Genomic DNA, 23,980 nt, shown 5'->3' with positions numbered 1-23,980 from the left:
GGGGTAAAAACATGCATGGTACGATCAATCGTGGGCTACAGGCCTATGTTTGCGAAATATTCGGGACAAACGTGTGGGAAGAGGCCTGCACCCGTGCGCAGCTAAGCAGTTTCAATTTCGAACCAATGCTGACCTACGATGACGATGACACGGATAAATTGTTAAACGCATTGCGGCAGGTATTGGGTCGAACGCGGTCCGAATTGCTCGAAGATTTTGGCACATTTGTTGTGTCAGAAAGCAGGTTGCAATCGGTGCGCAAATTGTTGCGCTTTGGCGGTGAGACTTTTGTGGAATTCCTCCATTCCTTAGAAGATGTGCAAGGCCGCGCCAAAGTGGCGTTACCCGATTTGGATGTGCCGCAATTCCAGCTGGATGTGCATTCGGACAGTGAATTCACTCTGAACTATCGCTTTGAAAAGCTGGGGTTTGGGGCGGTGTTTCTGGGCCTGTTACGCGGGATGGCGGATGATTATGGGGCGTTGATCCTTGTGGATCATTATCCCAATCAACAGGGCAAAGTCGATCTGGATAAATTCAACATTTCGGTGATGCACGTTGGGCTGCCAGATGCTGTTCCGGACAGCGTGATGGTGACACCATGAATGTTGTGCCGTTACCATCGCGCCAGAATGACGGGTCCAATGACACACGGATCACGGATCGCGCGCTTGATATTTTGATGCCGTTGCATGTGCGCATGTCCGCAGACGGGGCGGTTACGGGCGCTGGGCGCACGTTTCTAAAACTGTTTGATGGGCGCGTGGCCATTGGGCAATCTGTGTTTGATCTGTTGGTTGTAAAGCGGCCATCTTGGATCACATCAGTACAAGCATTGTTGGAGCATGAGGGCGCGTCGCTTGTGGTGCAGATTGCGCCCATGGCGCATCACAATATGAAAGCGGTGGTCGCGGCGATGCCCGATGGAGGAGCGATGTTGAACTTGGCGCTCGGGGCAGGGGTGATGGATGTGGTGCATGCGCGGGAATTGAAAAACAATGATTTTTCACCTGCCGATCCCACCGTTGAAATGATTTACATGATCGAAGTGCAGTCGATCTTGTACCAGCAGCACAAAGAACAAAGCCAACGCCTGCAAGGGGCGCGTGACCAAGCAGAGGAACAGGCGTTTACGGATGCGTTGACAGGGTTGGCCAATCGCCGTGCAGTGGAAAACCATTTGGCGCGGTTGCTGCGCCGATCCAAAGGCAAGGGATTCGCCGTGATGCAGATTGATTTGGATTTCTTCAAAGCGGTCAATGATACCCACGGCCATGCGGCGGGGGATTTTGTGTTACAGGAAACCGCGCGTGCGTTGCTGCGCCAAACGCGAGCCACGGATATGGTGGCGCGGATTGGGGGCGATGAATTTGTGATTGTCTTGTCTGATTACGGGGACAAGTCATCGCTGTCTGATGTTGGACACCGAATTATCGCCGCAGTGGCTGAGCCGATCCTGTTTGAAGATATCGCGTGTAAGATCGGGGCCAGTATTGGGGCGACCATCGTGGCGCAAGAGTCAGAGCGCACAAGCGAGCAAATATTATCTGATGCGGATCGCGCATTATATGTTTCCAAGGAGCAGGGGCGCGGGCTTTATCATTTGGATGTGGACTTGGTGCATGAAAACGCCAAGAGAAACCCTTGCTAGGGGACGATTCTTGAAAATTAAAAAACCGTAAATTCGTGCGATTTTTGCTGGAATGGGCCCTTTTTTAATAAAAATTGCTGCATTTTTGCAAAATGAACGCAGTGTTGCTTGTTGCTAAACAATCGGAATTCGACGCCCCTGATGGACTCTGGGGCTGCAAGGTTTTGATGGCAAGGTTCGTAGGGTTGGGAAGTGAAATTGATAAAAAATTACTTGAAAACAATTACTTAATGTGTGGTTTTCAAGACTCGCATTTCAGAGACTCGTGTTCGGATTTTCACGTTAATTTCAATTCAAATGCAGAAGATTGTTGTCTTGTTATCGCGAAATAAGGCGGTTCTGCCTTATTGTTGGGTCAAAAATGTGGACAGCATATTCCCCCATTCAAGATCATTTGTTATAAATGGACTTGCATCACGTTGATGCGCGTAAGTGTAAGACGATGGCGTTTTTGAAAAACGGCATTATGAGTAACGATTGTGAGAGTAAAGATGGCCCAGTCGCACATTGAAAAACCTGTAACCCCGAAACGTCGTTTTGTTTTGGCGGATAAGTTTTCACCCAAAGCCAGACACACCGTTGAAAAAACAGAATCAAGCGCATTTGGGCAGTCGACCCCAACAACGCGCGTTGTTGGACGCAGCGTTAAAGCGCCTGCTGATACCAACTTGCAGGATTCCATCCGTTCTATTTTGGCAAGCTCTTAACACTGCCACACAAGGTTTGCGCGCGCTGCTGTGGCACGCGTTGACCTATCCATTCCCCAATTTCAAATGATTTGCACCACTGCATAGGCAGAGGTCAATCACGGCTGAATAAGACGTAGTATTCGGTGATTTTTCTGAAAAAGGAGGGGGTGGTACCAGCGCCCCGGCTCGAACGGGGGGCCTCTTGATCCACAATCAAGCGCTCTAACCTACTGAGCTACGCCGGCACTGACGCGGGATTTAGCGATACCGAAAGAGAATTGCAAGACTGATCTGTCTTGAAAACGCTGCGAATTTCCGATAGCTCGACCACGATCTTTGAGGAGAGTGACATGGGTATCAATACAGAACGTGACATCGAGGCAAATTTGCAGATCGGGCCAACCACGGATGGTATGGTGCGCCTGTTCATCGAAGGGGCGGGCGTGGAAATTCCAATGGATTTTTCCCCAGAGGAAGCCATGGAAATCGCCGAAGAAATTAAAGCCGCTGCCGCAACGGTTTCTGGTGGCAAGAAGTAAGCTAGAATGATTGACAGGGGGCAGGTGCGCACCCCATGCTCTGGCGATGAAAAACACGCCAGAATCCCCCGAACCGAGTGACGCAGCTGTGCGCCGCGCCATCAAACCCACTGTTTGTTATCCCATTGATACCTTGCCCGCGCCGCAGATGGATCTGTACCGCGTGGCCAGACAGAACATGGTTTTGGTGGACGAAGTGATTGTGCCGCCACGCGATGCGAAATGTTGGTCCCTACCAGCGGGACATTTTTGTCGAATTGTCAGTGTCGAAGGATCACAGGTCGGCGATCTGAACTTTTGGAACGCGAATGATCTGAGTGAGCGCTTCTATTCAGGTAAAACCCGTGCGCTGCATGGCACGCATGTATCCACGGGGGATCAGTTGTGGTCCACGATTCCGCATATTCGGCCCATGGCAACGGTTACCTATGATACGCTCGATTGGTATGGGTGGGATGAATATGGTGGTTCCGTGCATGATGTTATCGGCACACGCTGCGACCCATATACCAACGACATTTTGAACGGTGTGGATTACCATTACTGCTGTCATTCGAACCTGAGCCGTGCATTTGCGGAATGGACAAATACCGATGTGCGCGATGCTGAAATGTTGGTGCATGACGTGTGCAACGTGTTCATGGCCACTGGGTTCATGCCGGATACGAAGCAATATTTTATGAAGGCAAGCCCCGTTCGACCCGGCGATTACATCGAATTTTTTGCGGAAATGGATTTGGTGGGGGGCTTATCCGCATGCCCAGGCGGGGATTGTTCCACGGGTCATTCTAGCGACGAAGCCGCGTGTTATCCGTTAAAGGTCGAAGTTTATAAGCCTGCGGATGGGGCGCTGGACGGTTGGGTGCCGTCAAAACCAAACGGGTATTCGCGCACACACGGGCTTTGATATCAGGCATAGAGTTTGAACGGGATCTTTGAGGGATTTTAAAATGGCAACGGATTGGAAGAGTTTGGGTGTGACAGGCGGCGTGGGTGTACTTGCCGCCGTTGCAGGTGTGTATGGATCGTCCCTGACTGCGGATCGTTCAGAAGAAGTTGAAAAAACCAAGTACGAGCAGCGTTTGGGTGAAAAGGTGGGTGCATTGGAGGGGGAACGCGACGCGCTGAAAGAGACAATCCGCAATCTTCAGGCGCGCGTAGAAAAGTTTGATGATGCCCTTGATGGGGTGCAGGATGATTTATCGGAAACCCGCCGCGTTGTGACAAATCCTCAGCAACAGGCGGATATCGAAGCGATGTCCGTGAAGATCAAAGCGTTAGAGGCACAACTGCAAGCGGTAAAAGATCGTAAAGCAGCTCCTATTGATCCTGCGACTGTGGCGGCGCTTTTGGCGCGGGATTATCAGGCGGAGTTGCGGGGGGTTGCTGGTGCTACTGGTCCAAGGGGGCCTAAAGGTGATGTGGGGCCGATGGGCCCTGAAGGCCCAATGGGAGCGATGGGACCTGCGGGTGAAAAAGGCGAAAAAGGTGAGCCTGGTGTTGCAGGTGCTGGGCAATCTGTTGCTGTCGATGAAGAAGCCATTCGCGATTTGGTGTTGGAGTCTTTGAAGAAAGCAGGCGGTGTGCCTGCCGTTGCCAAGGCGACGCCTTCACCGAAGCTTGTGAAGAAGAACACTTGTTATGACGTGAGCGATGTGAAGGCGGCGGTCGGTGTGTTCTTTGAATGGGGGTCATATATCTGTGACGGGGATAATCCGATATTGCTGTTGAATGGTCGCTATAACTCCAGTCGACTAAGCTTTACTTATACGGGGAATCGCTCCAGCCACGGTTTTGTCGGGGAAAGCATGTCGCTTTATGAAGATCGCAGCAAATTCTTCATTCCCGCCGAAATGGACGACGAGAAGAAGGGCGTTTACGGGAGTATTAGCAGTAAATAGCGGCTTTATTCTGCCGCTACTGCCTGTGGGTCCAATAACGCTACGATATCCATCATGATGGTATTCAGCTCAAAATCTTTTGGGGTGTAGACTTTGGCCACGCCGATGGCGCGCAGGTGATCGGCGTCTTCGTCTGGGATAATGCCGCCGATGATCAAAGGAATATCGCCCAAACCTTCCGCTTTCATGCGGTTCAGAACGTCTTCGACCAATGGAACGTGCGAGCCTGACAGGATCGACAGGCCGATGACATGGGCTTGTTCTTCGATGGCGGAGTTGACGATTTGCTCGGGTGTTAGGCGGATGCCTTCGTAAGATATATCCATGCCGCAATCGCGTGCGCGTACGGCGATTTGTTCTGCGCCGTTGGAATGGCCATCAAGCCCAGGTTTGCCGACAATAAATTTCAGGCGGCGGCCGAGTTTATCGGATACAGCGTCCACTGCATCGCGGATGTGATCGAGGCCTTCGGTCTGGTTGGACACAGATTTACCAACACCAGTTGGGGCCCGGTATTCGCCAAAGACTCCACGAATGGCCGTGCCCCATTCGCCTGTTGTGGCCCCTGCTTTGGCCGCAGCGATAGAGGCGGGCATGATATTTGTGCCTTCTTGCGCGGCTTTGCGCAGATCAGAAAGCGCGGCTTTGACTGCGCCGTCATCACGAGAGTCGCGCCATGCTTGCAGGCGTTCGATTTGGTCCGCTTCGGCGGCGGTGTCCACAACCATGATGGCGTCGTCGCCAGTGGTCAGCGGGCTTTCTTCGCCTTCGGTGTATTTGTTTACGCCGATCACAGTGGTGTCGCCTGTTTCGATGCGACCCAGACGGGCGGAGTTGGAATCAACAAGGCGGCCTTTCATGTATTCAATCGCGGCCACTGCGCCGCCCATACCGTCGATTTGCGCCAGTTCGTCACGTGCGCCTTGTTTTAGATCTTCGACTTTGCGATCCACGGCGGGGTTGCCATCAAACAGATCGTCGTATTCCAGAAGGTCGGTTTCAAAGGCGAGGATTTGTTGCATGCGCATGGACCACTGCTGATCCCATGGGCGCGGCAGACCGAGCGCTTCGTTCCACGCGGGCAGTTGCACCGCGCGGGCGCGGGCGTTTTTTGACAGGGTCACGGCGAGCATTTCAATGAGAATGCGGTAGACGTTGTTTTCTGGCTGCTGTTCGGTAAGGCCGAGCGAGTTTACCTGCACGCCATAACGGAAGCGGCGCATTTTTGGGTCTGTGACGCCGTAACGGTGTTCGCAGATTTCATCCCAGAGATCGACAAAGGCGCGCATTTTACACATCTCGGTCACAAAACGAATGCCCGCGTTCACAAAGAAAGAGATGCGGCCAACAACGGTTGGGAAATCTTCGGCGGGAACTTTGCCTCGCACATCATCAAGCACGGCTGTGGCTGTTGCGAGCGCGAAGGCAAGCTCTTGCTCGGGTGTCGCGCCAGCTTCTTGCAAGTGGTAGGAACAGATGTTCATCGGGTTCCATTTAGGCACGTTGGTGTAGCAGTATGCGGCCACATCAGTGATCATGCGCAAGGATGGTTTTGGCGGGCACACATACGTGCCGCGCGATAGATATTCTTTGATAATGTCGTTTTGTACTGTGCCTTGGAGTTTGGTCACATCCGCGCCTTGCTCTTCGGCCACCGCGATGTAGAGCGCGAGCAGCCACGGTGCGGTGGCATTGATCGTCATCGAAGTGTTCATTTTTTCCAGTGGAATCTCGTCAAACAGCGCACGCATATCGCCCAAGTGTGCAACGGGAACGCCAACTTTTCCCACTTCGCCGCGGGCCAGTTCGTGATCAGAATCGTATCCCGTTTGCGTTGGCAAGTCGAACGCGACGGACAGGCCTGTTTGCCCCTTTGACAGATTTGTGCGGTAAAGCGCGTTGCTGTCTTTGGCGGTGGAGTGGCCAGCGTAGGTGCGGATCAACCAAGGGCGGGCAGGGGTATTAGACATTTCGCGACTCCATATTCGTGCTGCGCCGCAGCATAAGTTAGATTATTACCCGAATGCAACCGTCAGAATAACATTCGTGCGCAATCAATGCGGGATTATTCAGACTGGCCCTTAGCTTCAAAGTGGCGTACCACCGTCTGAATGTTTGAAACAGTCGAAATTCCGGTATGGGTGGTCTGGGTTGCTGGCTTGTTGGCCTTTGCGGGCCTGTTGGACCGTATTTTGATGCCATCCGTGCGCTGGTATCTGCGCCGCCGCTTCAATCGGGCCATCAATCGGCTGAATGACCGTCTACAATTGCAAATCCAACCGTTTAAATTGACCAAACGGCAAGTGATGATTGATCGATTGGCCCATGATCCTGCTGTTTTGGAAGCGGTGATTGAACATTCCACGGAAGAAGGCGTGCCCTATAGCGTGGCGGCTGATATGGCCATGCGATATGCGCGGGAAATTGTGCCTTCGTTTTCGGCATTTGCCTATTTTGGGGCGGGGATCACCTTTGCCCGCTGGTTGAGCCGAGCCCTTTACCGTGTGCGTTTGGGGTATGTGGACGAAAACGCGCTGCAAAACATGGATAAGGATGCGACGGTGGTGTTTGTAATGAACCATCGATCAAACATGGATTATGTGATCGTGACGTTTCTAGCCGCATCGCGTTCCGCGTTGTCCTATGCGGTGGGCGAATGGGCGCGGGTTTGGCCGTTTAAACAGTTTATCCGATCCACAGGGGCCTATTTCATCCGCCGTAAGTCGCGCAACGCGCTTTATCGTCGGGTCTTGGCGCGGTACGTGCAAATGGCAACGGCGGCGGGTGTGACGCAGGCCGTCTTCCCGGAAGGCGGACTGTCGCGCGATGGGGCGTTGAAGCCCGCTAAACTGGGGCTGCTGAATTACATTGTATCGGATTTTGATGCGGCCCAAGAACGTGATGTGCTGTTTGTGCCTGTGGGTGTGAATTATGATCGTGTGCTGGAAGACCGTGTACTGCTCGCGGCGCATCGGGGGGAGAAGACTGGAGTTTTCTTTAAGATTTGGGTCTTTTTGCACTTTATCACGCGTCATATGTGGCTGCGCCTCATTCGTCGGTTCTATAAATTTGGGTATGCGAGCGTGAGCTTTGGCGTGCCGATGTCGCTGAAAGATTTTGTGGCCGATAAGGCAGAGATGTCCCACGAACGCATGACGGGGGAATTGGGTAAAGAATTGATGCGGCAGGTGGGGCAGGTTGTGCCGATCCTGCCTGTTTCGCTGATTTCGACGGTGCTGCTGGACGGGGATCAAGCACCGCTGAGCCAAGAACAGGTGCAAACCCTTGCACGCGAAGAATTGGAGCGGTTGCAGGCCAATGGTGCCTATATGCACATTCCGCGCCGAAATCTGGATTATGCGGTTGAGGTGGGTCTGCGTATGTTGGTGCTGCGCCGCGCATTAGAACTGAAAGACGGGCTTTATCATTTCAAACCCCAAGAAGAAGACCTGATCCGATATTACGCAAACGCCATCGCACATTTGCGCTGAGCGGGACGCAGCATTGCGCCGTACCCTAGTGACAGAGGGCACAGGCGTGGGTATAAGCGCCGCGAACAGACGCAAATCGCATGGAAAAGACGAAAATGATCCAAGTTTTTGGCCATATGGCCCCCGATACAGACGCAACAGGTTCCGCCATCGTATGGGCATGGTATCTGACTGAAATCAAAGGCACAGCGGCAGCGCCCAAGCTGCTTGGCACGCCAAACACTGAAGCAGCGTTTGTGCTGAACCGTTGGGGGTTTGATCAGCCAGAAATTATTGCAGATGTGGCCGAAGGCGATGATGTAGTAATTGTGGACACAAACAATCCAGCGGAATTGCCTGCATCTATTAACGATGCAAACATTATTGAAATCATTGACCACCATCTGTTGGTTGGCGGGATCAAAACAAAAGGTCCGATCAATATCACCGTGCGTCCTTTGGCGTGTACGGCGACGATCATGGCTGATCTGATGGGCGATGATTTGGCCAAGGCACCTGATGCGATCAAAGGTGTTATGTTGTCTTGTATCCTGTCTGACACATTGGAGTTCCGTTCACCGACGACAACGGACACGGATGTGGCATGGGCCAAGGCGCTGGCGGACGAGTTGGGCATTGATATCCCAGACTATGCGGCGGAGATGTTTGCGGCAAAATCTGATGTATCTGCGTTTTCTGATGCAGAACTGCTGCGGATGGATTCAAAGAAATACGAAGTGGCGGGCACAAATTTCCGCGTGTCCGTACTGGAAACCACGTCTCCGTCCACGGTTTTGGACCGCAAGGCAAGCCTGATGGACACTATGACAACAGTAGCATCAGAAGATGGCGTTGATCAGCTTCTGCTGTTTGTTGTGGATATTCTGAACGAAGAAAGCACGCTGTTGGTTCCAAATGATCTGGTGAAAACAGTGGCATCAAAGTCATTCGGTGCAGATGCGACGGGGGATACGGTTGTGTTGCCAGGTGTGGTGAGCCGCAAAAAGCAGATCATTCCAAACCTCGCCGTTTAAAATTCGGCACATGTTCTTCAGGAAACGCGCCCTTGTGGCGCGTTTTTTGCGTTAAAAGTGTCGAAAATTCACCACGCAATTAAATTACGTACAAAGATTGCATTTTATTACATTATTGCTCTTGCGCTTTTTGCTGCGTCGCGGCATTGATCGTGCGAACGGGTCGTTTGGGTGATTCATACGGCCATGATTTTGACAAAGCAGGAGACAGACCATGGCCCTTGATGCTGGTTACGAAGCGCCCCAAAAGGACCTCTATGAGGTTGGTGAAATCCCCCCAATGGGCCATGTGCCTGAGCAGATGTACGCGTGGACCATCCGCCGCGAACGTCACGGCGAGCCTGACAAAGCGTTCGAAGTAGAAGTTGTTGATGTGGTCAAGCCAGACAGCAACGAAGTGCTGGTGTTCATCATGGCCGCTGGTGTGAACTACAACGGTGTATGGGCAGGGCTCGGCGTGCCGATCAGCCCGTTTGACGTTCACAAAGCTCCTTACCACATCGCGGGTTCTGATGCGTCTGGTATCGTCTGGGCCGTGGGTGACAAGGTTAAAAACTGGAAAGTCGGCGACGAAGTTGTGATCCACTGTAACCAAGACGATGGGGATGACGAGCATTGTAACGGCGGCGATCCGATGCACTCTCCGAGCCAGCGTATTTGGGGGTATGAAACGCCAGACGGGTCTTTTGCACAGTTCACAACCGTGCAAGCGCAGCAATTGATGCCGCGTCCAAAGCACCTAACATGGGAAGAAGCAGCTTGTTACACACTGACATTGGCAACTGCGTACCGCATGTTGTTTGGTCACATGCCACATGATTTGAAACCTGGTCAGACCGTACTGGTTTGGGGGGCGTCTGGTGGTTTGGGATCCTATGCGATCCAATTGGCCAAACAGGCTGGGGCGCACGCCATTGGCGTGATTTCAGATGAAAGCAAGCGTGAATTCGTAATGGGACTGGGTGCCAAAGGCGTTTTGAACCGCAAAGATTTCAACTGTTGGGGTCAAATGCCGACTGTAAACACAGACGAATACAAAGAGTGGTTCGGCGAAGTACGCAAGTTTGGCAAAGCCATTTGGGACATCACCGGCAAAGGCAACAATGTCGACATGGTGTTTGAACACCCAGGCGAAGCGACGATCCCTGTGTCCACATTTGTGGTGAAAAAGGGCGGCATGGTTGTGATCTGCGCTGGGACGTCTGGGTTCAATCTGACATTGGATGCGCGGTATTTGTGGATGCACCAAAAACGTGTTCAAGGTTCCCACTTTGCGCATCTGAAACAAGCCATGGCAGCGAACCAGTTGATGATGGAAGAGCGTCTGGATCCGTGTATGTCCGAAGTGTTCGATTGGAACGACATCCCAGAGGCGCATTTGAAAATGCTGCGCAATGAGCACAAGCCTGGCAACATGTCTGTTTTGGTGAGTGCGACGGAAACCGGCCTGACCACCTTTGAGGATACCTTAAAGGCGAGTAAAGCAAAGTTCTAAACTTTTCTGAGATTGTGTTAACCCGCGTCTGGTTCACCTTGCGCGGGTTAATTTTTGCCGATTTGGCACGATTGATTTTAGTAAATCATTTTAAAATCAGTTAATTAAATCGAAACGTCCCGCCAAAAAAGGCTAGTATGCAGCTGCGGGGTGTTGGTGTTAACCTTTTCTTGTCATAGTTGTGTTAACGTTCTGTTAACTATTGTAAACGAGGATTTTCATGTCCCAAGAATGGATGATTGACGTTCTACAAGACCTGCGAAAATTCGCGATACGCAATCAGCTGACAGAGCTGGCGGAGCAGTTAGACGACACCATCCACATCGCGGTGACCGAGTTGGTTAAAAAGACGCCTGATCGCGTCGCAGCGGAGCAAAATGCCGAGTCACCTAGAAGCGTTCCTAGAGCGCGTGGAACATTGTAAAACGCTGGTCGAACTCAACCAAGTTGTTGCAGGTCTAAGAGATATTTTTCAGGTAAACCACGTCATCTATCATTCGGTGAACAGTGATGGGGATCCCTATGCGCTGGCCACCTATGACGAAGCTTGGGCAGAACACTATGAAACCGAGGAGTTGTATCGCATTGACCCCGTCGTGTTGAGCGCGTTTCAGCGATTTACCCCTTACAGCTGGAAATCCCTGTCTTGGGAGAAAAAGCCAGCCAGACGTTTTTTCCTAGAGGCATTGGATGGGGGGGTAGGCAATCAAGGTGTTTCGGTTCCCATCCGTGGCCCGCATGGGGAGTTTTCGTTGTTTTCGCTGAGTCATTCCTGTTCGGACGAAGAATGGGCAAAATTTCTGTCCCATTGGATGTCCGATTTATTGCTGATTGGGCATTATTTACATGCTGCGGTTCGATCCATTGAAAACTTTGATACGGACATGGAATATGTATCGCTGTCCCCGCGCGAAACAGATACGTTGCGATTGCTTGGCATGGGCATGAACCGATCCCGTGCGGCAGAATTCTTGCAAATTTCAGAACATACGTTGCGTGTGTATATTGAAAGCGCGCGGTTTAAGCTGGGGGCTGCCAACACCACACATGCAGTGGCTAAGGCGTTGTCTCAAGGGCTTATTCATCTTTAGAATATGACCTTGGCCCCTTTGGAAATACCCTAACAAATCCCAACCCCAGCGCACGGCGATGTTTTGTTAACTCTCTCATCGCAAGGGTCTGCGCAATACATCTGAAACCAGATCGTAGAAATGATGAACCGCCCAATCGCGCGGTGATCTGCGGTCCGATTGCGTGCGGAGCTGGGCCTATGCTGCATTATCTTTATGCCGATGAATTGGCGATGAAACCCCAATTAAAGAACTCGATGTTTCAAGATCGCGCGGTGCAATTTGCCGATCGTTTGGGCTGGGACGTGACGGTGGACGCGTATGGAGAGGAGCGGGACGAGTACGATGATATGAACCCGCTTTACGTGATTTGGCAAATGCCTGACGGGCGGCATGGCGGATCGATGCGCGCGTTGCCCACCACGGGAAATTGCATGGTGAATGATCATTTCCGCGACATCACGGGGGGTGATATCAAAAGTCCGCTGATCTGGGAAAGCACGCGGTTTTGTTTATCTCCGCGTGTGGATGATGATGCGGTTCGCGCATCAGCGGCGGTGATGCTTGGGGGGTGCGAAATTGGACTCACGTTCGGGCTAAAGCACGCGGTTGGGGTGTTTGATCGGCGAATGGTGCGTATTTACCGATCTTTGGGCTGGTCGCCCGAGATTATGGGAACAAGTGGCACGCAGGGGGCGCAAATTTCGGTGGGGTTGTGGGAATTTTCTGAAGACACGCGGTTGGCTCTGTGTGCGAAGGCGGGTGTGTCCCCTGATCTGTCCGCATTGTGGATTGATCATGCCTTTGGGATGCCACGCCAAACGAGGAAGGCGTCACAAACGGGCTAATTTAGCATTCAGCTTTGTGCTGGGCTGGGGTATGATTGAGCAAACCTCAGTTCTGGATTGCGCCTTATGAAATTCTCTCAAGATCAAGCCAGTGCTTATGATACCGTTGCGGATGTTCTGAAGGCGGCGGGTATTGATCTGGATGATGCGCTGTTGCGTCCTGAAACCACAGCTAAACAGCAGACTTTGGCGGTTTTGGGCAAGGCGGGTTCAGGCAAAACCATGTTGTTGGCGAAGCTGGGCGAGGCGCTGACAGAGGCGGGTGTAGATACCATAAGCGGCGATTACGAAGGTAAGGCGCGCAAAGACCGCCGCACCTTGGCCATCTTGGCGCCTACCAACAAAGCGGCATCGGTGCTGCGCAATCGTGGTGTGGCGGCGACCACCATTCATCGCATTTTGTACACGCCGATGTATGATCCCGAGTATGAAAAAATTGCGGAATGGTTGGCAGGAAATGCCGAAAAACCAGAGATTGAAGGGCTGACAGATGCGGCGCTGGAGCGGGCATTTCTGTTCTTTCAAACAAATAAATCCGTGCCAGGCGCGTTGGCGGTTGCGGGCTTGCGGGGATCGGATTTCATTATTGGGTGGAAACGCCGCGAAGAGCCCTTGGATGTGGGGTTTGTGGACGAAGCTTCGATGCTCGACGACAAACAGCTTGAGGATTTGCAGGAGATTTTTTCCACCCTGATCCTGTTTGGCGATCCTGCGCAATTGGCCCCTGTTGGGCAGTCAGGATCAATGGCATTTGACGGATTGCCAGAGCCGCGCAAATTGGTTTTAAGCCGCGTTCACAGGCAGGCCGATGACAATCCGATCCTTGATCTGGCTCATGCACTGTCTGACCCGCAATTGGAATTTCATCAGTTTGAAAAGATGATCGAGGAAGCAGCGCAACGGGATGATCGCGTGGTTGTGGCCCCGCGCGTAGATGCGGCGGCGATGGCGCGGTCTCCTGTTTTGGTGTGGCGCAATGCAACGCGGATCAGGTTAATACATGCGTTTCGCAATGCCTTTGGCGCGCCTGCGGAAATGCTTTTGCCTGGGGAACCGTTGATTTGCGACGGGATTGAATTGCCCATGAAGCATCGCAAAAAGCGCATTGATCTGGAGGCCCGTGGCCTGATCAAAGGGGCGCAGGCAGTTTATCTGGACGAAGGGCGCAAACCCGGATTTTCACGTCTGCATGTGGTGGGGGCCGAGGACCCGCAAGTATCGGCCGCGACGATTATCAAGATCGAAATGCCTGATGAAGAAGAACCGTTTATCCCGTCCGCCGCACGGATGGGGGCGGCGTTCGTGCATGGGGCCGCCTGTACCATTCACAAGGCGCAAGGGTCCCAATGGCGTGATGTTCAGGTGTTTGCGCCCGACATTTACGCCGCAAGCCGCGCAGGGCGCACAGAGGCAGGGATCGCATTGTGGAAACGACTGGCCTATGTGGCGATTACGCGGGCAGAGCAGCGGTTGTTGTGGGTCACGCGCTATATGCTAGCCAAACCAACAGAGCCGTTGGGGATCAGTGATCTAAAGGCTGTTCCAGCCCCTGTGCTAGAGTTGGCAGTGCAATCGTCCGACGCAGAGTAGTCGTTCGTCTTTTGGGGAAGCGCCAAAAAGGCAAAGCTTTTTAAAACACCACGTTCATCATGAACATTGAAACGATCAAAAACAGAATCGTCATGATACCGCCCGTGCGTACAAAGTCGATCACGCGGTACCCCGCAGGGCCCATGATCAGCGCGTTCACTTGGTGGGTGGGAATCAGGAACGAGTTAGACGTGGAAATCGCGACAGTCATGGCGAAGATGGCAGGGTCGCCCCCCGCCGCAATTGCGATGGACACGGCAAGTGGAACTAGAAGAACCGTTGCTCCCACGTTTGACATGACCAACGTGAAGATGGTGGCAAGGATGGCAACGCCCGCCTGCAAAGCCCAAATTGGCCAGCCATCAAGTACAGACAAGATGCCTTGGGCGATCCATTCTGCGGTGCCCGTGCTTTGCACTGCTTGGCCAAGCGGGATCAGCGAGGCCAGCAAAAAGACGGTGTTCCAGCCAACGGCGCGATAGGCTTCATCGATGTCGAGTACTTTGGTCACGATCATCCCAGCAGCCCCTGTCAGCAGGCACAAAGACAATCGAACATCTGTAAACAGGATCATGCCCACTGCGATGGAAAAGAACAAAAGCGCCCATGAGACTTTTTGCGGACGTAGTTCTTCTTGGGGGAAGTCTGATGTGACCACGACAAAGTCTTTGTCACGGTTCACGCGGGTCAGGTTTTCCCACTGCACATGCACAACCAAAGTATCGCCCGCCCGAAACGGCACGCGGCCAATGCGGGTTGCTTCGTGGTCGTCGGTTTCTACGTGGCTGAGGGTTTCCTCGCCACGGTGGATCGCCAACATCGACATGCCGTAGGTTTTGCGCAAGGCACGTTCTTGGGCGGTTTTGCCAATGATTTCGCTGTCTGGCGGGATAACAATCTCGGCAACGCCTGATTTGGTAGGGGCGAATTCTTCGGCAAAGATGTCAAGTTCGGGGAGGATGTTGAGGCCATAAATATCGGCCATTTCCTCGATCACCTTTTTACGGCCCAAAATTGCAAGGCGACATGGGGTGGTGATTTCGGTGTCAACAACGGGGGAAATCCAGCGCTGACCTTTGAAATAAGAGCCGATGATATAGATGTGATGCACATCCATCAGATCAGAAAATGATTGGCCGAGCAGGATGTTTCCTTCGGGTACTTCGACCTCGACAATATCGGCCTTCAGGCCATAGAGCCGCTTGAGGTATTCGTTCATGGACTGACCAGAGGCCGCGTCATTTTTTGCGGAAGCACCAGGCAGCACCCAGCGGCCAAAAATCATGAAGTAAAGAATACCCGTGATGACCAGCGCAATGCCAACTGGGGTAACAGAAAACAGCCCAAAGGTTTGCATCTGTTGGTCCGCAGGTAAATCCGCATTGGTTGCTATAATGAGGTCGTTCAACAGGATCAGTGGTGATGAGCCAACCATGGTCATAGTGCCGCCCAAGATGGCACAAAAGCCCATGGGCATGAGCAAACGCGAAAGGCCAATGTTGGTGCGCGATGAAATGCGTGAAACCACGGGCAGGAACAAGGCTGCCGCGCCCACATTTTGCATAAAGCTGGAAATCACGCCAACCGTGCCCGAAATGATCGGAATGATCCGCCCTTCGGTGGTGCCGCCATATTTCAGAATGGTCGCTGCCACCTTTGACATCAGGCCCGTTTTATCAAGGCCTGCTCCGATGATCATAACGGCGATGATGGAAATAACGGCGTTGGACGCAAATCCATCAAACAGATGATTGATATCAGCCAATCCGCCAAGCCCAGGAAGATAGCTGAGTCCACCAAGCAGCACCATCACGATAATGGCAGCCAGATCGACGCGGACAATTTCAGAGACAAACAGAAAAACCGTAAAGCCCAACAGCGCCAGAACCACGATCATTTCGGTTGATAGGGTAATTGGGTCCACGGGGGCGGCCTCTGCAAAATTGGTGTTTGAGCGCGGGTATACGCCTGCAATGCCCCTGCGGCAACCAGCCAGATTGGTAAATTTCTGCGGTTTATCTGGTCTTACACGCGATTTTTATGGGCTTGAGCCAGCATACACATCAGTTCGAACATTATTGAGACTCCGAGCCAGCCAGTGCCACCTGATGGGTCGAACGGTGGGGAGACTTCGACCAGATCAGCGCCCACAAGGTTCACGCCAGAAAGTTCGCGTACCAATTGCTGGGCTTGGAAGCTGGTTACGCCGCCAATTTCAGGTGTTCCCGTGCCAGGTGCAAAGGCTGGGTCGATCACATCGATATCAAAAGAACAATAGGTCGGCTGTGTGCCAGCAATGTCCCGCGCTTGGGCCATTACATCGGGAATGCCACGGTCAAACAGCTCTTCAATGCGGATGATTGTGACCCCTTGTTCCAGCCCCCAATCGATGTCTTCGGTGTTATAAGCTGTACCGCGAATGCCAATTTGAACAACACGTTTTGGATCAAGCAGCCGTTCTTCGATGGCGCGGCGAAACGGGGTGCCGTGGGTGTATTTGAACCCACCAAAATACGTATCAAACAGGTCTGTGTGGGCGTCAAAATGGATCATGCCAAGCGGGCCATTTTGCGCAAGGCCACGCAACACAGGCAAGGAAACAAGATGATCACCGCCAGCGGTCATTGGGATGATACCTGCGCCCGTAATGGCCGAATAAAATTCGGTGATTTGACGCATCGCGTCTTGGATATCGGACGGGTTCGCGCCCACATCGCCAAGATCGGCGCAGTTGGTCAGCGCAAATGGATTGATGCCATTCACGGGGTTCATAGCGCGGATCATAGTGGAATAGTCGCGCAATTGGCGTGGGCCGTGCCGTGGCCCTGGACGGTTGGTTGTGCCGCTGTCCCACGGCACACCGATCAGGCCGATTTCCACGTCTGCGTATCGGTCATGGTCTGGCGTAAGGTGGGGCAGACGCATGAACGTCGGCACACCTGCAAAACGCGGGGATTCGATGGCAGAGACAGGTTGAAAAAAAGGATCAGGAGATTTTGGCATAGGACCGTCCATTTAATGTTTGCGCTAGGTTTGCATGGGTTGGCCCAAGGCGCTAGACCTTGAACGACATAATTTGAAGAAGGCAGCGACATGGCACAATCGATCATCATCACAGGGGCGGGGTCTGGTGTTGGGGCATCCACGGCGCAGGCGTTTTTGGCGGCTGGCTGGAATGTTGGCTTGATCGGGCGGCGCGAAGGGCCACTGGCCGAAGTGGCCGCAGACCACGAACGCGCAATGGTATTGCCGTGTGATGTGACAGATGACGCATCTGTTGATGGGGCGTTTGATGCCTGCGTGGCACAGTTTGGGCATTTGGATGCGCTGTTCAACAATGCGGGCATTGGTGTGCCGGGCACAACCATCGACGAAATGGATGTGGATGCGTGGCGTCAGTGTGTGGATATCAACCTAACTGGCAGCTTTCTATGTGCCCGCGCGGCGTGGCGCATCATGCGTGCGCAATCCCCACAAGGGGGGCGGATCATCAACAACGGGTCCGTGTCGGCCACAACACCACGGCCTGGCACCGCGCCATATACTGCGACCAAACATGCGATTACGGGGCTGACGAAAACGCTGTCGCTCGATGGGCGGCCGTTCAACATTAACGTGGGGCAAATTGATATCGGCAACGCGCTGACAGAAATGGCAAAGCCAATGACGATTGGGGTGCCACAAGCCAACGGCACCATCGCAGCAGAGGCGACGATGGATGTAGATCACGTGGCCAATGCAGTCATGCACATGGCCAACTTGCCGCTGGGGACAAATGTTCTGTTTATGACAGTGATGGCAAACGACATGCCGTTTGTTGGCCGCGGTTAGAGCGATTTGTGCATAACAAGCGCAGATGATTTTTTACCGTTTGCACCGTTATAGTAATCTTTGCGAATGGCGCGTTCCCTGAACCCCGCATCACGATAAAGCGCGATTGCAGGGGTGTTGTCGTCCACCACTTCAAGGAAAATGTCTTCGCATTTTGCTTTTTGCGCAGCGGTGAGAGCGCGGGCTAAAAGATCGCGCCCTTGACCCGTTCTTCGGGCATTTGGATGGACAGCGATGGTCAATAGCTCTGCTTCTGGACCTGCGGTTTGGATAAGGGCAAAGCCGTTTTCTGAGGTCAGCAATCGTGTCCGTTCAGACGCAAGCAGAGCCACAAATTCATCTGCGGACCACGGACGCGGCTGCGTGAAACTTGCGGCGTGAATGGCGGCCAATTGGGCAGGGGTCATGGCAGAATGGTCGGTGGTGGATCAGACGGCAGCGCCGCATCTGGCGCGCGCACATAGAGGGGTGCTGGCTTGGGCTGATCCGTGTTCAACCGAGTCGCCGCAAGACGGGCCACGTTGGCCAGTGCTGTTTCAGTGGGAATGCGCGTGGCGGTTAGTTCCACATCTGCATCACACAAAAGAGGCGCTTGATTGGCAAAACCTTCTATGGGTTCGATGCGCACGTCTGATTGCGCCACGCCATTCACGAAGTCCTGCACGTAAACGCGGTTTTGACGCGCATCAATGACGGCGGTTTGCGCGCTTGATGTGCCAAAGGCCAAGGCTTCGGGGCGTGAAACGCCAATGGATGGAATACCGAGCGAAAGAGCCAAGCCCCGAGCGGCGGAAACGGAAATGCGGATACCTGTGAAATTTCCTGGACCCGTGCCAACCGCGATAGCCGCCAGATCGGACCATGTGATATCAGCATCTGACAGCACATCCTCAATCAGGGGAAACAGGCGTTCGGCTTGCCCTTTGGCCATGGGCTCCACCCGTGCGGCCAGAGTTTTGTCCCCTTGAACCACAACAGCCGCGCAATGCGCGGCTGCGGTATCAAAGGCCAAAATGATCGGGTTAGGCGGCAACGGGGCGCACCTCGGTCACTTCGGGGATATAGTGGCGCAGCAGGTTTTCGATACCCATTTTCAGGGTGATCGTGCTGGATGGGCAACCTGCGCAGGCCCCTTGCATGTGCAGGTAAACCACGCCGCGATCAAAGCCGTGGAACGTGATGTCTCCGCCGTCTTGGGCCACCGCGGGACGCACGCGTGTATCAAGCAAGTCTTTGATTTGATCGACAATTTCGCCGTCTTCGCCTGTGTGTTCTTTGTGTCCTGTGTTCTGCGCATCATCGCCCATAACAGGCTGGCCAGATTGGTAGTGTTCCATAATCACGCCCAGAATAGAGGGTTTGATATGGTTCCAATCCGTGCTTTCGTCTTTGGTAACGGTGACAAAATCAGGGCCAAAGAACACGCCAGTGACGCCTTGGACCTTAAATATTTGCGTCGCCAAAGGAGAGTTTTGCGCCGCTTCTTCGGTTGGAAAATCGGCTGTGCCTGTTGCCAATACGGATTGCCCCGGAAGAAACTTCAACGTGGCTGGGTTTGGTGTGCTTTCGGTCTGGATAAACATGGGTTTGCATCCTTTTCAGAGTTGCGCTGAATATGGGCTTCTGGATGCCAAGTGTCAATGTTTAGAATTATTCTAAATGCGCAGCGATCTGGCGGAACAGTTGAATATTGTTAAGCGTAATTTGTCCGTCGCCGTCTTTAAAATCGCGATCTGCGCTGTTGATGGCGATGACCACTTGGCGTGCTGTGTCGATATAAATGTACTGGCCGTAAATTCCGATTGCGAAATATTCGCCTTGCGTAGGATTTGGCGGCAGCCACCACTGATAGCCATAGCCCAAAACCCCGTCGGCCATTGCCGCGCGCGCCGGATCAGGGGGCGGGGCAGATTGGGACGTAGAGCGTTGAACCCAATCGGTGGAAATTACGCGATTACCTGCGATTTCACCCTTTTGGACCATCATCAATCCAATGCGCGCATAATCTCGGGTCATCATGTTCAACCCACCAAGGATAAACGGTTCTTGCAGGCTATCGGCCACAAAATAGGGCGCGGTTTCAAGGCCAAGCTTGGCAAACACATGATCGCGGATAAAGGTATCAAGGTCTTGGCCACTGACTGCGCGTAACACCATGCCAAGCACATGGGTGTCGATGGATACATAGTGATTGTACGTGCCAGGTGCCCATTCCTGCGCAACCATTCCTTGTGCGAAGGCATCCATGGAGCCACCGGTGCCAATGATGCGGCCCATGCGGTTAATGTCGGAATGAAAATCGAGATAGTCTTCGTTAAATGCAACACCGCTTGCCATGTTCAAAACGTTGCGAAGCGTTGCATTTGTATAGGCGCTGTCGCGCAAGCTCGGAACAATCTGGCCAATCGGTGTACCAAGCGGTGGCAGGCGGCCTTGATCGTGCAAAACGCCGATGGCGATGGACAACACGCTTTTGGACATGGACCAACTGATGCGGCGGTCGTGTTGCGTGGTTTCGTGGAAATACGCCTCGTACGCCCGTTCACCGTTTTTGAGCACAACCATTCCGCACACGCTGCGAGCTGCTTGCCACTCTGACAGGGATATCACCGCGTCGCCCCAATTGAATTGGTCGGGCAGGGGCTGTGGGTTTTCTGGCAGAGGCGTGGGATTGGACGTGTCGAGTTCTACATCCTTAAAATCAAACAGATCGCGGATAGATACGAAATTTTGTACGATTTTTTCTGCATCGAACATGGTGTTCACGCGGGCCAGTCGGTTGATGCCGACAAAATCGAGCTGTATCAGCCGGGCAAGGATAATCTTTAGCGTGATGGCGAGTGCTTTGTAATCCATTGAATTACCGAAACTTTGCCGCGAGCCGTTGCAAAGGCGAAAGCGTTTCTTCGACCTTGGCTTCTGGTTCCGCTGGTTTTTCGATCTTCTTTTCTTTTGGCTTGGTTGTGGAAGAGCGTGGTGGTGCAGTGCGCAGGGCCACCGCGTTCATGAACCGCCCACTGTCCCCTTTGGCCAATTCGGGGGCGCCATCGGAAATGCCGCGCAACAGATCGTCAATCCAATCCTGATCCGCCTTTGCGAAGTCGCGCAAAACATAGCTTGCAACGGCATCTTTGTGGCCTGGATGACCAATGCCGATACGGATGCGATTATATTCGGGATTGAGGTGCTGATGGATCGAACGTAAGCCATTGTGCCCTGCGTGCCCGCCGCCCGTTTTGTATCGACACTTTCCTGGTGCGAGGTCCAGTTCATCGTGGAACACAGTGATGTCTGACACGTCTGTTTTGTAAAACTTTGCGGCCGCAGCCACAGATTGGCCAGACAGGTTCATATAGGTTTCGGGTTTGAGCAGAACCACACGGTCAGAGCCAAACCGACCTTCGCTGATGACGCCTTGAAATTTGGAACGCCACGGGCCGAAGCCGTGATCAGATGCGATCCGATCCAGCGCCATGAAGCCAATGTTGTGACGGTTGCCCGCATATTTTGCACCGGGGTTACCAAGGCCAACGAAAATTTGCATGTGAACCTCCTGGGCGTAGTGTTTGGGGCCTTATAGCCGAAACAGAAAAGGCCCGCACGTTGTTTGAACGCGCGGGCCTTTGAAATTTTGAAAGCTTGGAAGATTACTCTTCTGTTGTTTCTTCTGCTGCTGGCGCTTCTGCTTCTTCGCCTTCATCCTCGTCTTCGCCTTCGGATTTCAAGGAAGATGGTGCAGAAATGTTCGCGATTACAAAGTCACGGTCTGTGATCATTGGGCGCGAGCCTTCTGGCAGGGTTACGTCGGAAATGTTCACAACGTCACCGATGTCCAGATTTTCCAGATCAATTTCGATGGCTTCTGGGATATTGCCCGCAGTTACCTTCAATTCGATTTCTGTGCGAACCGCTGTCAATGTACCGCCACGTTTCAGGCCAACAGAAGTTTCTTCGTTGATGAACGTCACTGGAATGAACAGGTTAACACGGGATGTGCGACGCAGGCGCATCAGGTCGAGGTGTGTTGGAAGATCCTTCACAACATCGCGCTGTACGTTCCGACAGATCACACGAACGTCTTCTTGGCCTTCAATTTTCAGGTTGAACAGCGTGGACAAGAATTTGCCTGCTTTCAACTGTTTGAACAGCTCGTTGAATTTAACGTTGATTGCGATGGGGTCGTCGCCACCACCGTAAACTACACCGGGAACAAGCCCATCACGACGTGCTTGGCGGGCGGCCCCCTTGCCTGTCCCCTCACGCAGTGTAGCGTTAATATTTGGCATATCAGCCATGATATTCTCCTAAGTTACAAAGGCGGCAATCCTCCAAGGGTGTAAGTGCCGCGTGAAGCTGCTGCATTAGGCGAGAATATCTAAAAGGGCAAGGCTGAATTTGCCTTATCTGGGGTCCTTGCTTTGGAAACGATCAAGGACAGTTTCAAGTGTGGTGTAATACCATTCAAGAGAATGAAACCAGACAGCGGTAAAACCGCCCGCGGTTCGGGTCGTAAAGTGGCGCATAAGTGTTCCCAAAAGCAGATTTAGGTTACTTAAGGTAGAAACATTGCGTCGATTCGAGCAAGCTTTTTTTCCAAATTGGAAACAATCGGCCTTATGGCTCCCACTGACCGCGAAAATCATGGGGGATTAGCAGGTTGTGGCGGCCCATGTTTTTCAGCTCACGTTCTCCGCACAGTGCCATGGTGGTGTCCAGTTCTTTGTGGATCACATTGAGCGCCTCGGTCACCCCTGCTTTGCCCATCGCACCAAGGCCATGCACAAAGGCCCGGCCGATCATGGTGCTTTTGGCGCCCATCGATATGGCCTTGAGCACGTCTTGGCCTGAACGAATGCCACCGTCAAAATGCACTTCGATTTGGTCGCCAACCGCATCCACAATATCAGGCAACATGCGAATAGAAGACAGGGCACCGTCAAGCTGTCGTCCGCCGTGGTTGGATACAATCAGCGCATCTGCACCCGTTTGCACGGCCCGTTTGGCATCTTCTGTATCAAGAATGCCTTTCAGGATCAGCGGGCCGCCCCAGCGGTCTTTGATCCACGCCACATCGTCCCAATTCAGTTTTGGATCAAATTGTTCTGCGGTCCATGCGCCAAGGTTTGCCATATCCGTGACGTTTTTGGCGTGGCCCACAATGTTGCGAAATTCGCGGCGGGATGTGCCGAGATAGCTTTTGACCCAGCGCAGTTTTGTGGCGGTGTTGATAAGATTGGCAAGGGTTGGTTTTGGCGGAGCGGACAATCCGTTTTTGATGTCTTTGTGGCGCTGGCCAAGGATTTGCAGATCATAGGTCAGTACCAGCGCTGAACATTTCGCCGCCTTGGCGCGATCAATCAACCGTTCGATAAAGTCGCGGTCTTTCATCACGTAAAGCTGGAACCAAAAGGGTTTGGTTGTGTGTTCGGCCACGTCCTCGATGGAACAGATCGACATCGTAGACAGGGTGAAGGGGATGCCAAAGGCTTCGGCGGCTTGGGCTGCCAAGATTTCACCGTCTGGGTGTTGCATGCCAAGCATCCCGATTGGGGCCAGCGACACAGGCATTGTGGCATCTTGGCCTAGGATCGGCATCTGTGTGGACCGATTTGACATATCCACGGCCACCTTTTGGCGCAGGCGGATCTTGCCAAAATCGTCGACATTGTCGCGAAAGGTCTGCTCGCTCCATGATCCGCTTTCGGCATAGTCGTAAAACATCTTTGGCGTGCGCTTTTTGTGAAGCGCCTTGAGGTCGTATATATTGGTGATGGGTGCCATCGGAGCCTCCGCTGTTCGTTTGGATCAGCTTAACGGAGGGATTTGTGCAGGCTCAAGGGTGGATGGGGGCAAATTGGTAAG

General features: G+C 53.0%; 23 protein-coding genes and 1 tRNA gene. 13 read left to right on the top strand and 11 right to left on the bottom strand.

What is annotated here, in order from left to right:
- Nucleotides 1-11: 11 nt before the first annotated feature.
- Together QBD29_RS12765 and QBD29_RS12760 are read left to right on the top strand one after the other, a co-directional pair.
- Nucleotides 12-605 carry a heme NO-binding domain-containing protein gene (locus QBD29_RS12765; RefSeq protein WP_280098475.1) on the top strand — a complete coding sequence of 198 codons (594 nt, stop codon included), beginning with the start codon at nt 12-14 and terminating at the stop codon, nt 603-605.
- Nucleotides 602-1,651, top strand: coding sequence for a GGDEF domain-containing protein (locus QBD29_RS12760; RefSeq protein WP_280098474.1), 1,050 nt, complete (start codon nt 602-604; stop codon nt 1,649-1,651). The genes QBD29_RS12765 and QBD29_RS12760 overlap by 4 nt, the downstream gene beginning before the upstream one ends.
- 857 nt (nt 1,652-2,508) lie before the next feature.
- Here QBD29_RS12760 and QBD29_RS12755 read toward each other — a convergent pair.
- Nucleotides 2,509-2,585: transfer RNA gene (locus tag QBD29_RS12755), tRNA-His, on the bottom strand.
- A 105-nt stretch (nt 2,586-2,690) separates the two neighbouring features.
- On the opposite strand from QBD29_RS12755, the gene QBD29_RS12750 reads away from it, so the two are divergent.
- The 3 genes from QBD29_RS12750 to QBD29_RS12740 are packed head-to-tail and all read left to right on the top strand — an operon-like array spanning nt 2,691 to nt 4,780.
- Entirely contained in the window at nt 2,691-2,879 is a 189-nt protein-coding gene (locus QBD29_RS12750) for a DUF6324 family protein (protein WP_280098473.1), read from the top strand.
- Between the two features lie 46 nt (nt 2,880-2,925).
- The gene (locus QBD29_RS12745; protein WP_280098472.1) at nt 2,926-3,786 is read left to right on the top strand and encodes a DUF1989 domain-containing protein; all 861 of its coding nucleotides are present in this window, start codon (nt 2,926-2,928) and stop codon (nt 3,784-3,786) included.
- A 43-nt stretch (nt 3,787-3,829) separates the two neighbouring features.
- Nucleotides 3,830-4,780, top strand: coding sequence for a hypothetical protein (locus tag QBD29_RS12740; RefSeq protein WP_280098471.1), 951 nt, complete (start codon nt 3,830-3,832; stop codon nt 4,778-4,780).
- 5 nt (nt 4,781-4,785) lie between these two features.
- Here the strand turns inward: QBD29_RS12740 and QBD29_RS12735 are convergent, their stop codons facing one another.
- Nucleotides 4,786-6,750, bottom strand: coding sequence for a methylmalonyl-CoA mutase family protein (locus QBD29_RS12735; protein ID WP_280098470.1), 1,965 nt, complete (start codon nt 6,748-6,750; stop codon nt 4,786-4,788).
- 141 nt (nt 6,751-6,891) lie between these two features.
- Here QBD29_RS12735 and QBD29_RS12730 point away from each other — a divergent pair, with 141 nt between their 5' ends.
- The 7 genes from QBD29_RS12730 to QBD29_RS12700 all read left to right on the top strand — a co-directional run bounded on the left by QBD29_RS12730 (nt 6,892) and on the right by QBD29_RS12700 (nt 14,287).
- Nucleotides 6,892-8,271 (top strand): 1-acyl-sn-glycerol-3-phosphate acyltransferase, encoded by a 1,380-nt coding sequence (locus tag QBD29_RS12730; protein ID WP_280098469.1) that lies wholly within the window; start codon nt 6,892-6,894, stop codon nt 8,269-8,271.
- 95 nt (nt 8,272-8,366) lie between these two features.
- Nucleotides 8,367-9,284, top strand: a complete 918-nt coding sequence (locus QBD29_RS12725) for a manganese-dependent inorganic pyrophosphatase (protein WP_280098468.1) — start codon at nt 8,367-8,369, stop codon at nt 9,282-9,284.
- A 214-nt stretch (nt 9,285-9,498) separates the two neighbouring features.
- On the top strand, nt 9,499-10,779 hold the full coding sequence (gene ccrA / locus QBD29_RS12720; RefSeq protein ID WP_280098467.1) for a crotonyl-CoA carboxylase/reductase: 1,281 nt from the start codon (nt 9,499-9,501) through the stop codon (nt 10,777-10,779).
- Between the two features lie 220 nt (nt 10,780-10,999).
- Nucleotides 11,000-11,203, top strand: coding sequence for a hypothetical protein (locus QBD29_RS12715; protein WP_280098466.1), 204 nt, complete (start codon nt 11,000-11,002; stop codon nt 11,201-11,203).
- Nucleotides 11,190-11,870, top strand: coding sequence for an autoinducer binding domain-containing protein (locus QBD29_RS12710; RefSeq protein WP_280098465.1), 681 nt, complete (start codon nt 11,190-11,192; stop codon nt 11,868-11,870). Before QBD29_RS12715 ends, QBD29_RS12710 begins: the two co-directional genes overlap by 14 nt.
- Before the next feature lie 179 nt (nt 11,871-12,049).
- A complete protein-coding gene (locus QBD29_RS12705) occupies nt 12,050-12,697 on the top strand; it encodes an acyl-homoserine-lactone synthase (protein ID WP_280098464.1) in 648 nt (215 codons plus the stop codon).
- A 66-nt stretch (nt 12,698-12,763) separates the two neighbouring features.
- Nucleotides 12,764-14,287 carry an AAA family ATPase gene (locus QBD29_RS12700; RefSeq protein WP_280098463.1) on the top strand — a complete coding sequence of 508 codons (1,524 nt, stop codon included), beginning with the start codon at nt 12,764-12,766 and terminating at the stop codon, nt 14,285-14,287.
- Between the two features lie 40 nt (nt 14,288-14,327).
- Here the strand turns inward: QBD29_RS12700 and QBD29_RS12695 are convergent, their stop codons facing one another.
- Both QBD29_RS12695 and speB read right to left on the bottom strand, forming a co-directional pair.
- Complete coding sequence (locus tag QBD29_RS12695; RefSeq protein ID WP_280098462.1) at nt 14,328-16,211, bottom strand: SLC13 family permease; 1,884 nt, start codon at nt 16,209-16,211, stop codon at nt 14,328-14,330.
- A gap of 101 nt (nt 16,212-16,312) precedes the next feature.
- On the bottom strand, nt 16,313-17,290 hold the full coding sequence (gene speB / locus QBD29_RS12690) for an agmatinase (protein ID WP_280098461.1): 978 nt from the start codon (nt 17,288-17,290) through the stop codon (nt 16,313-16,315).
- A gap of 90 nt (nt 17,291-17,380) precedes the next feature.
- On the opposite strand from speB, the gene QBD29_RS12685 reads away from it, so the two are divergent.
- Nucleotides 17,381-18,118 carry an SDR family oxidoreductase gene (locus QBD29_RS12685; RefSeq protein WP_280098460.1) on the top strand — a complete coding sequence of 246 codons (738 nt, stop codon included), beginning with the start codon at nt 17,381-17,383 and terminating at the stop codon, nt 18,116-18,118.
- Here QBD29_RS12685 and rimI read toward each other — a convergent pair.
- From rimI to QBD29_RS12650, 7 genes are all read right to left on the bottom strand, one after another.
- The gene (rimI, locus tag QBD29_RS12680) at nt 18,115-18,525 is read right to left on the bottom strand and encodes a ribosomal protein S18-alanine N-acetyltransferase (RefSeq protein ID WP_280098459.1); all 411 of its coding nucleotides are present in this window, start codon (nt 18,523-18,525) and stop codon (nt 18,115-18,117) included. The genes QBD29_RS12685 and rimI overlap by 4 nt on opposite strands.
- Nucleotides 18,522-19,151: a tRNA (adenosine(37)-N6)-threonylcarbamoyltransferase complex dimerization subunit type 1 TsaB gene (gene tsaB, locus QBD29_RS12675; RefSeq protein ID WP_280098458.1), complete on the bottom strand. Its 630-nt coding sequence runs from the start codon at nt 19,149-19,151 to the stop codon at nt 18,522-18,524. Before tsaB ends, rimI begins: the two co-directional genes overlap by 4 nt.
- Nucleotides 19,141-19,701 carry a NifU family protein gene (locus QBD29_RS12670; RefSeq protein WP_280098457.1) on the bottom strand — a complete coding sequence of 187 codons (561 nt, stop codon included), beginning with the start codon at nt 19,699-19,701 and terminating at the stop codon, nt 19,141-19,143. Before QBD29_RS12670 ends, tsaB begins: the two co-directional genes overlap by 11 nt.
- A gap of 67 nt (nt 19,702-19,768) precedes the next feature.
- Nucleotides 19,769-20,974, bottom strand: coding sequence for a serine hydrolase (locus QBD29_RS12665; RefSeq protein WP_280098456.1), 1,206 nt, complete (start codon nt 20,972-20,974; stop codon nt 19,769-19,771).
- Nucleotides 20,975-20,978: 4 nt separating this feature from the next.
- Complete coding sequence (pth, locus tag QBD29_RS12660; protein WP_280098455.1) at nt 20,979-21,662, bottom strand: aminoacyl-tRNA hydrolase; 684 nt, start codon at nt 21,660-21,662, stop codon at nt 20,979-20,981.
- Between the two features lie 103 nt (nt 21,663-21,765).
- On the bottom strand, nt 21,766-22,416 hold the full coding sequence (locus QBD29_RS12655) for a 50S ribosomal protein L25/general stress protein Ctc (protein ID WP_280100966.1): 651 nt from the start codon (nt 22,414-22,416) through the stop codon (nt 21,766-21,768).
- A gap of 316 nt (nt 22,417-22,732) precedes the next feature.
- Nucleotides 22,733-23,899 carry an alpha-hydroxy acid oxidase gene (locus QBD29_RS12650; RefSeq protein WP_280098454.1) on the bottom strand — a complete coding sequence of 389 codons (1,167 nt, stop codon included), beginning with the start codon at nt 23,897-23,899 and terminating at the stop codon, nt 22,733-22,735.
- Between the last annotated feature and the right edge of the window lie 81 nt (nt 23,900-23,980).

The organism is Amylibacter sp. IMCC11727, assembly GCF_029854195.1.
Taxonomy (GTDB): Bacteria; Pseudomonadota; Alphaproteobacteria; order Rhodobacterales; family Rhodobacteraceae; genus Amylibacter.
This window is presented reverse-complemented; position numbering and strand designations above follow the sequence as displayed.

Excerpts from the sequence above, each read along its gene's own strand:
- QBD29_RS12765 (WP_280098475.1), top strand. The coding sequence starts at position 12 with ATGCATGGTACGATCAATCGTGGGCTACAGGCCTATGTTTGCGAAATA.
- QBD29_RS12760 (WP_280098474.1), top strand. The coding sequence starts at position 602 with ATGAATGTTGTGCCGTTACCATCGCGCCAGAATGACGGGTCCAATGAC.
- QBD29_RS12750 (WP_280098473.1), top strand. The coding sequence starts at position 2,691 with ATGGGTATCAATACAGAACGTGACATCGAGGCAAATTTGCAGATCGGG.
- QBD29_RS12745 (WP_280098472.1), top strand. The coding sequence starts at position 2,926 with ATGAAAAACACGCCAGAATCCCCCGAACCGAGTGACGCAGCTGTGCGC.
- QBD29_RS12740 (WP_280098471.1), top strand. The coding sequence starts at position 3,830 with ATGGCAACGGATTGGAAGAGTTTGGGTGTGACAGGCGGCGTGGGTGTA.
- QBD29_RS12735 (WP_280098470.1), bottom strand. The coding sequence starts at position 6,750 with ATGTCTAATACCCCTGCCCGCCCTTGGTTGATCCGCACCTACGCTGGC.
- QBD29_RS12730 (WP_280098469.1), top strand. The coding sequence starts at position 6,892 with ATGTTTGAAACAGTCGAAATTCCGGTATGGGTGGTCTGGGTTGCTGGC.
- QBD29_RS12725 (WP_280098468.1), top strand. The coding sequence starts at position 8,367 with ATGATCCAAGTTTTTGGCCATATGGCCCCCGATACAGACGCAACAGGT.
- ccrA (WP_280098467.1), top strand. The coding sequence starts at position 9,499 with ATGGCCCTTGATGCTGGTTACGAAGCGCCCCAAAAGGACCTCTATGAG.
- QBD29_RS12715 (WP_280098466.1), top strand. The coding sequence starts at position 11,000 with ATGTCCCAAGAATGGATGATTGACGTTCTACAAGACCTGCGAAAATTC.
- QBD29_RS12705 (WP_280098464.1), top strand. The coding sequence starts at position 12,050 with ATGCTGCATTATCTTTATGCCGATGAATTGGCGATGAAACCCCAATTA.
- QBD29_RS12700 (WP_280098463.1), top strand. The coding sequence starts at position 12,764 with ATGAAATTCTCTCAAGATCAAGCCAGTGCTTATGATACCGTTGCGGAT.
- speB (WP_280098461.1), bottom strand. The coding sequence starts at position 17,290 with ATGCCAAAATCTCCTGATCCTTTTTTTCAACCTGTCTCTGCCATCGAA.
- QBD29_RS12685 (WP_280098460.1), top strand. The coding sequence starts at position 17,381 with ATGGCACAATCGATCATCATCACAGGGGCGGGGTCTGGTGTTGGGGCA.
- rimI (WP_280098459.1), bottom strand. The coding sequence starts at position 18,525 with ATGACCCCTGCCCAATTGGCCGCCATTCACGCCGCAAGTTTCACGCAG.
- QBD29_RS12670 (WP_280098457.1), bottom strand. The coding sequence starts at position 19,701 with ATGTTTATCCAGACCGAAAGCACACCAAACCCAGCCACGTTGAAGTTT.
- QBD29_RS12665 (WP_280098456.1), bottom strand. The coding sequence starts at position 20,974 with ATGGATTACAAAGCACTCGCCATCACGCTAAAGATTATCCTTGCCCGG.
- pth (WP_280098455.1), bottom strand. The coding sequence starts at position 21,662 with ATGCAAATTTTCGTTGGCCTTGGTAACCCCGGTGCAAAATATGCGGGC.
- QBD29_RS12650 (WP_280098454.1), bottom strand. The coding sequence starts at position 23,899 with ATGGCACCCATCACCAATATATACGACCTCAAGGCGCTTCACAAAAAG.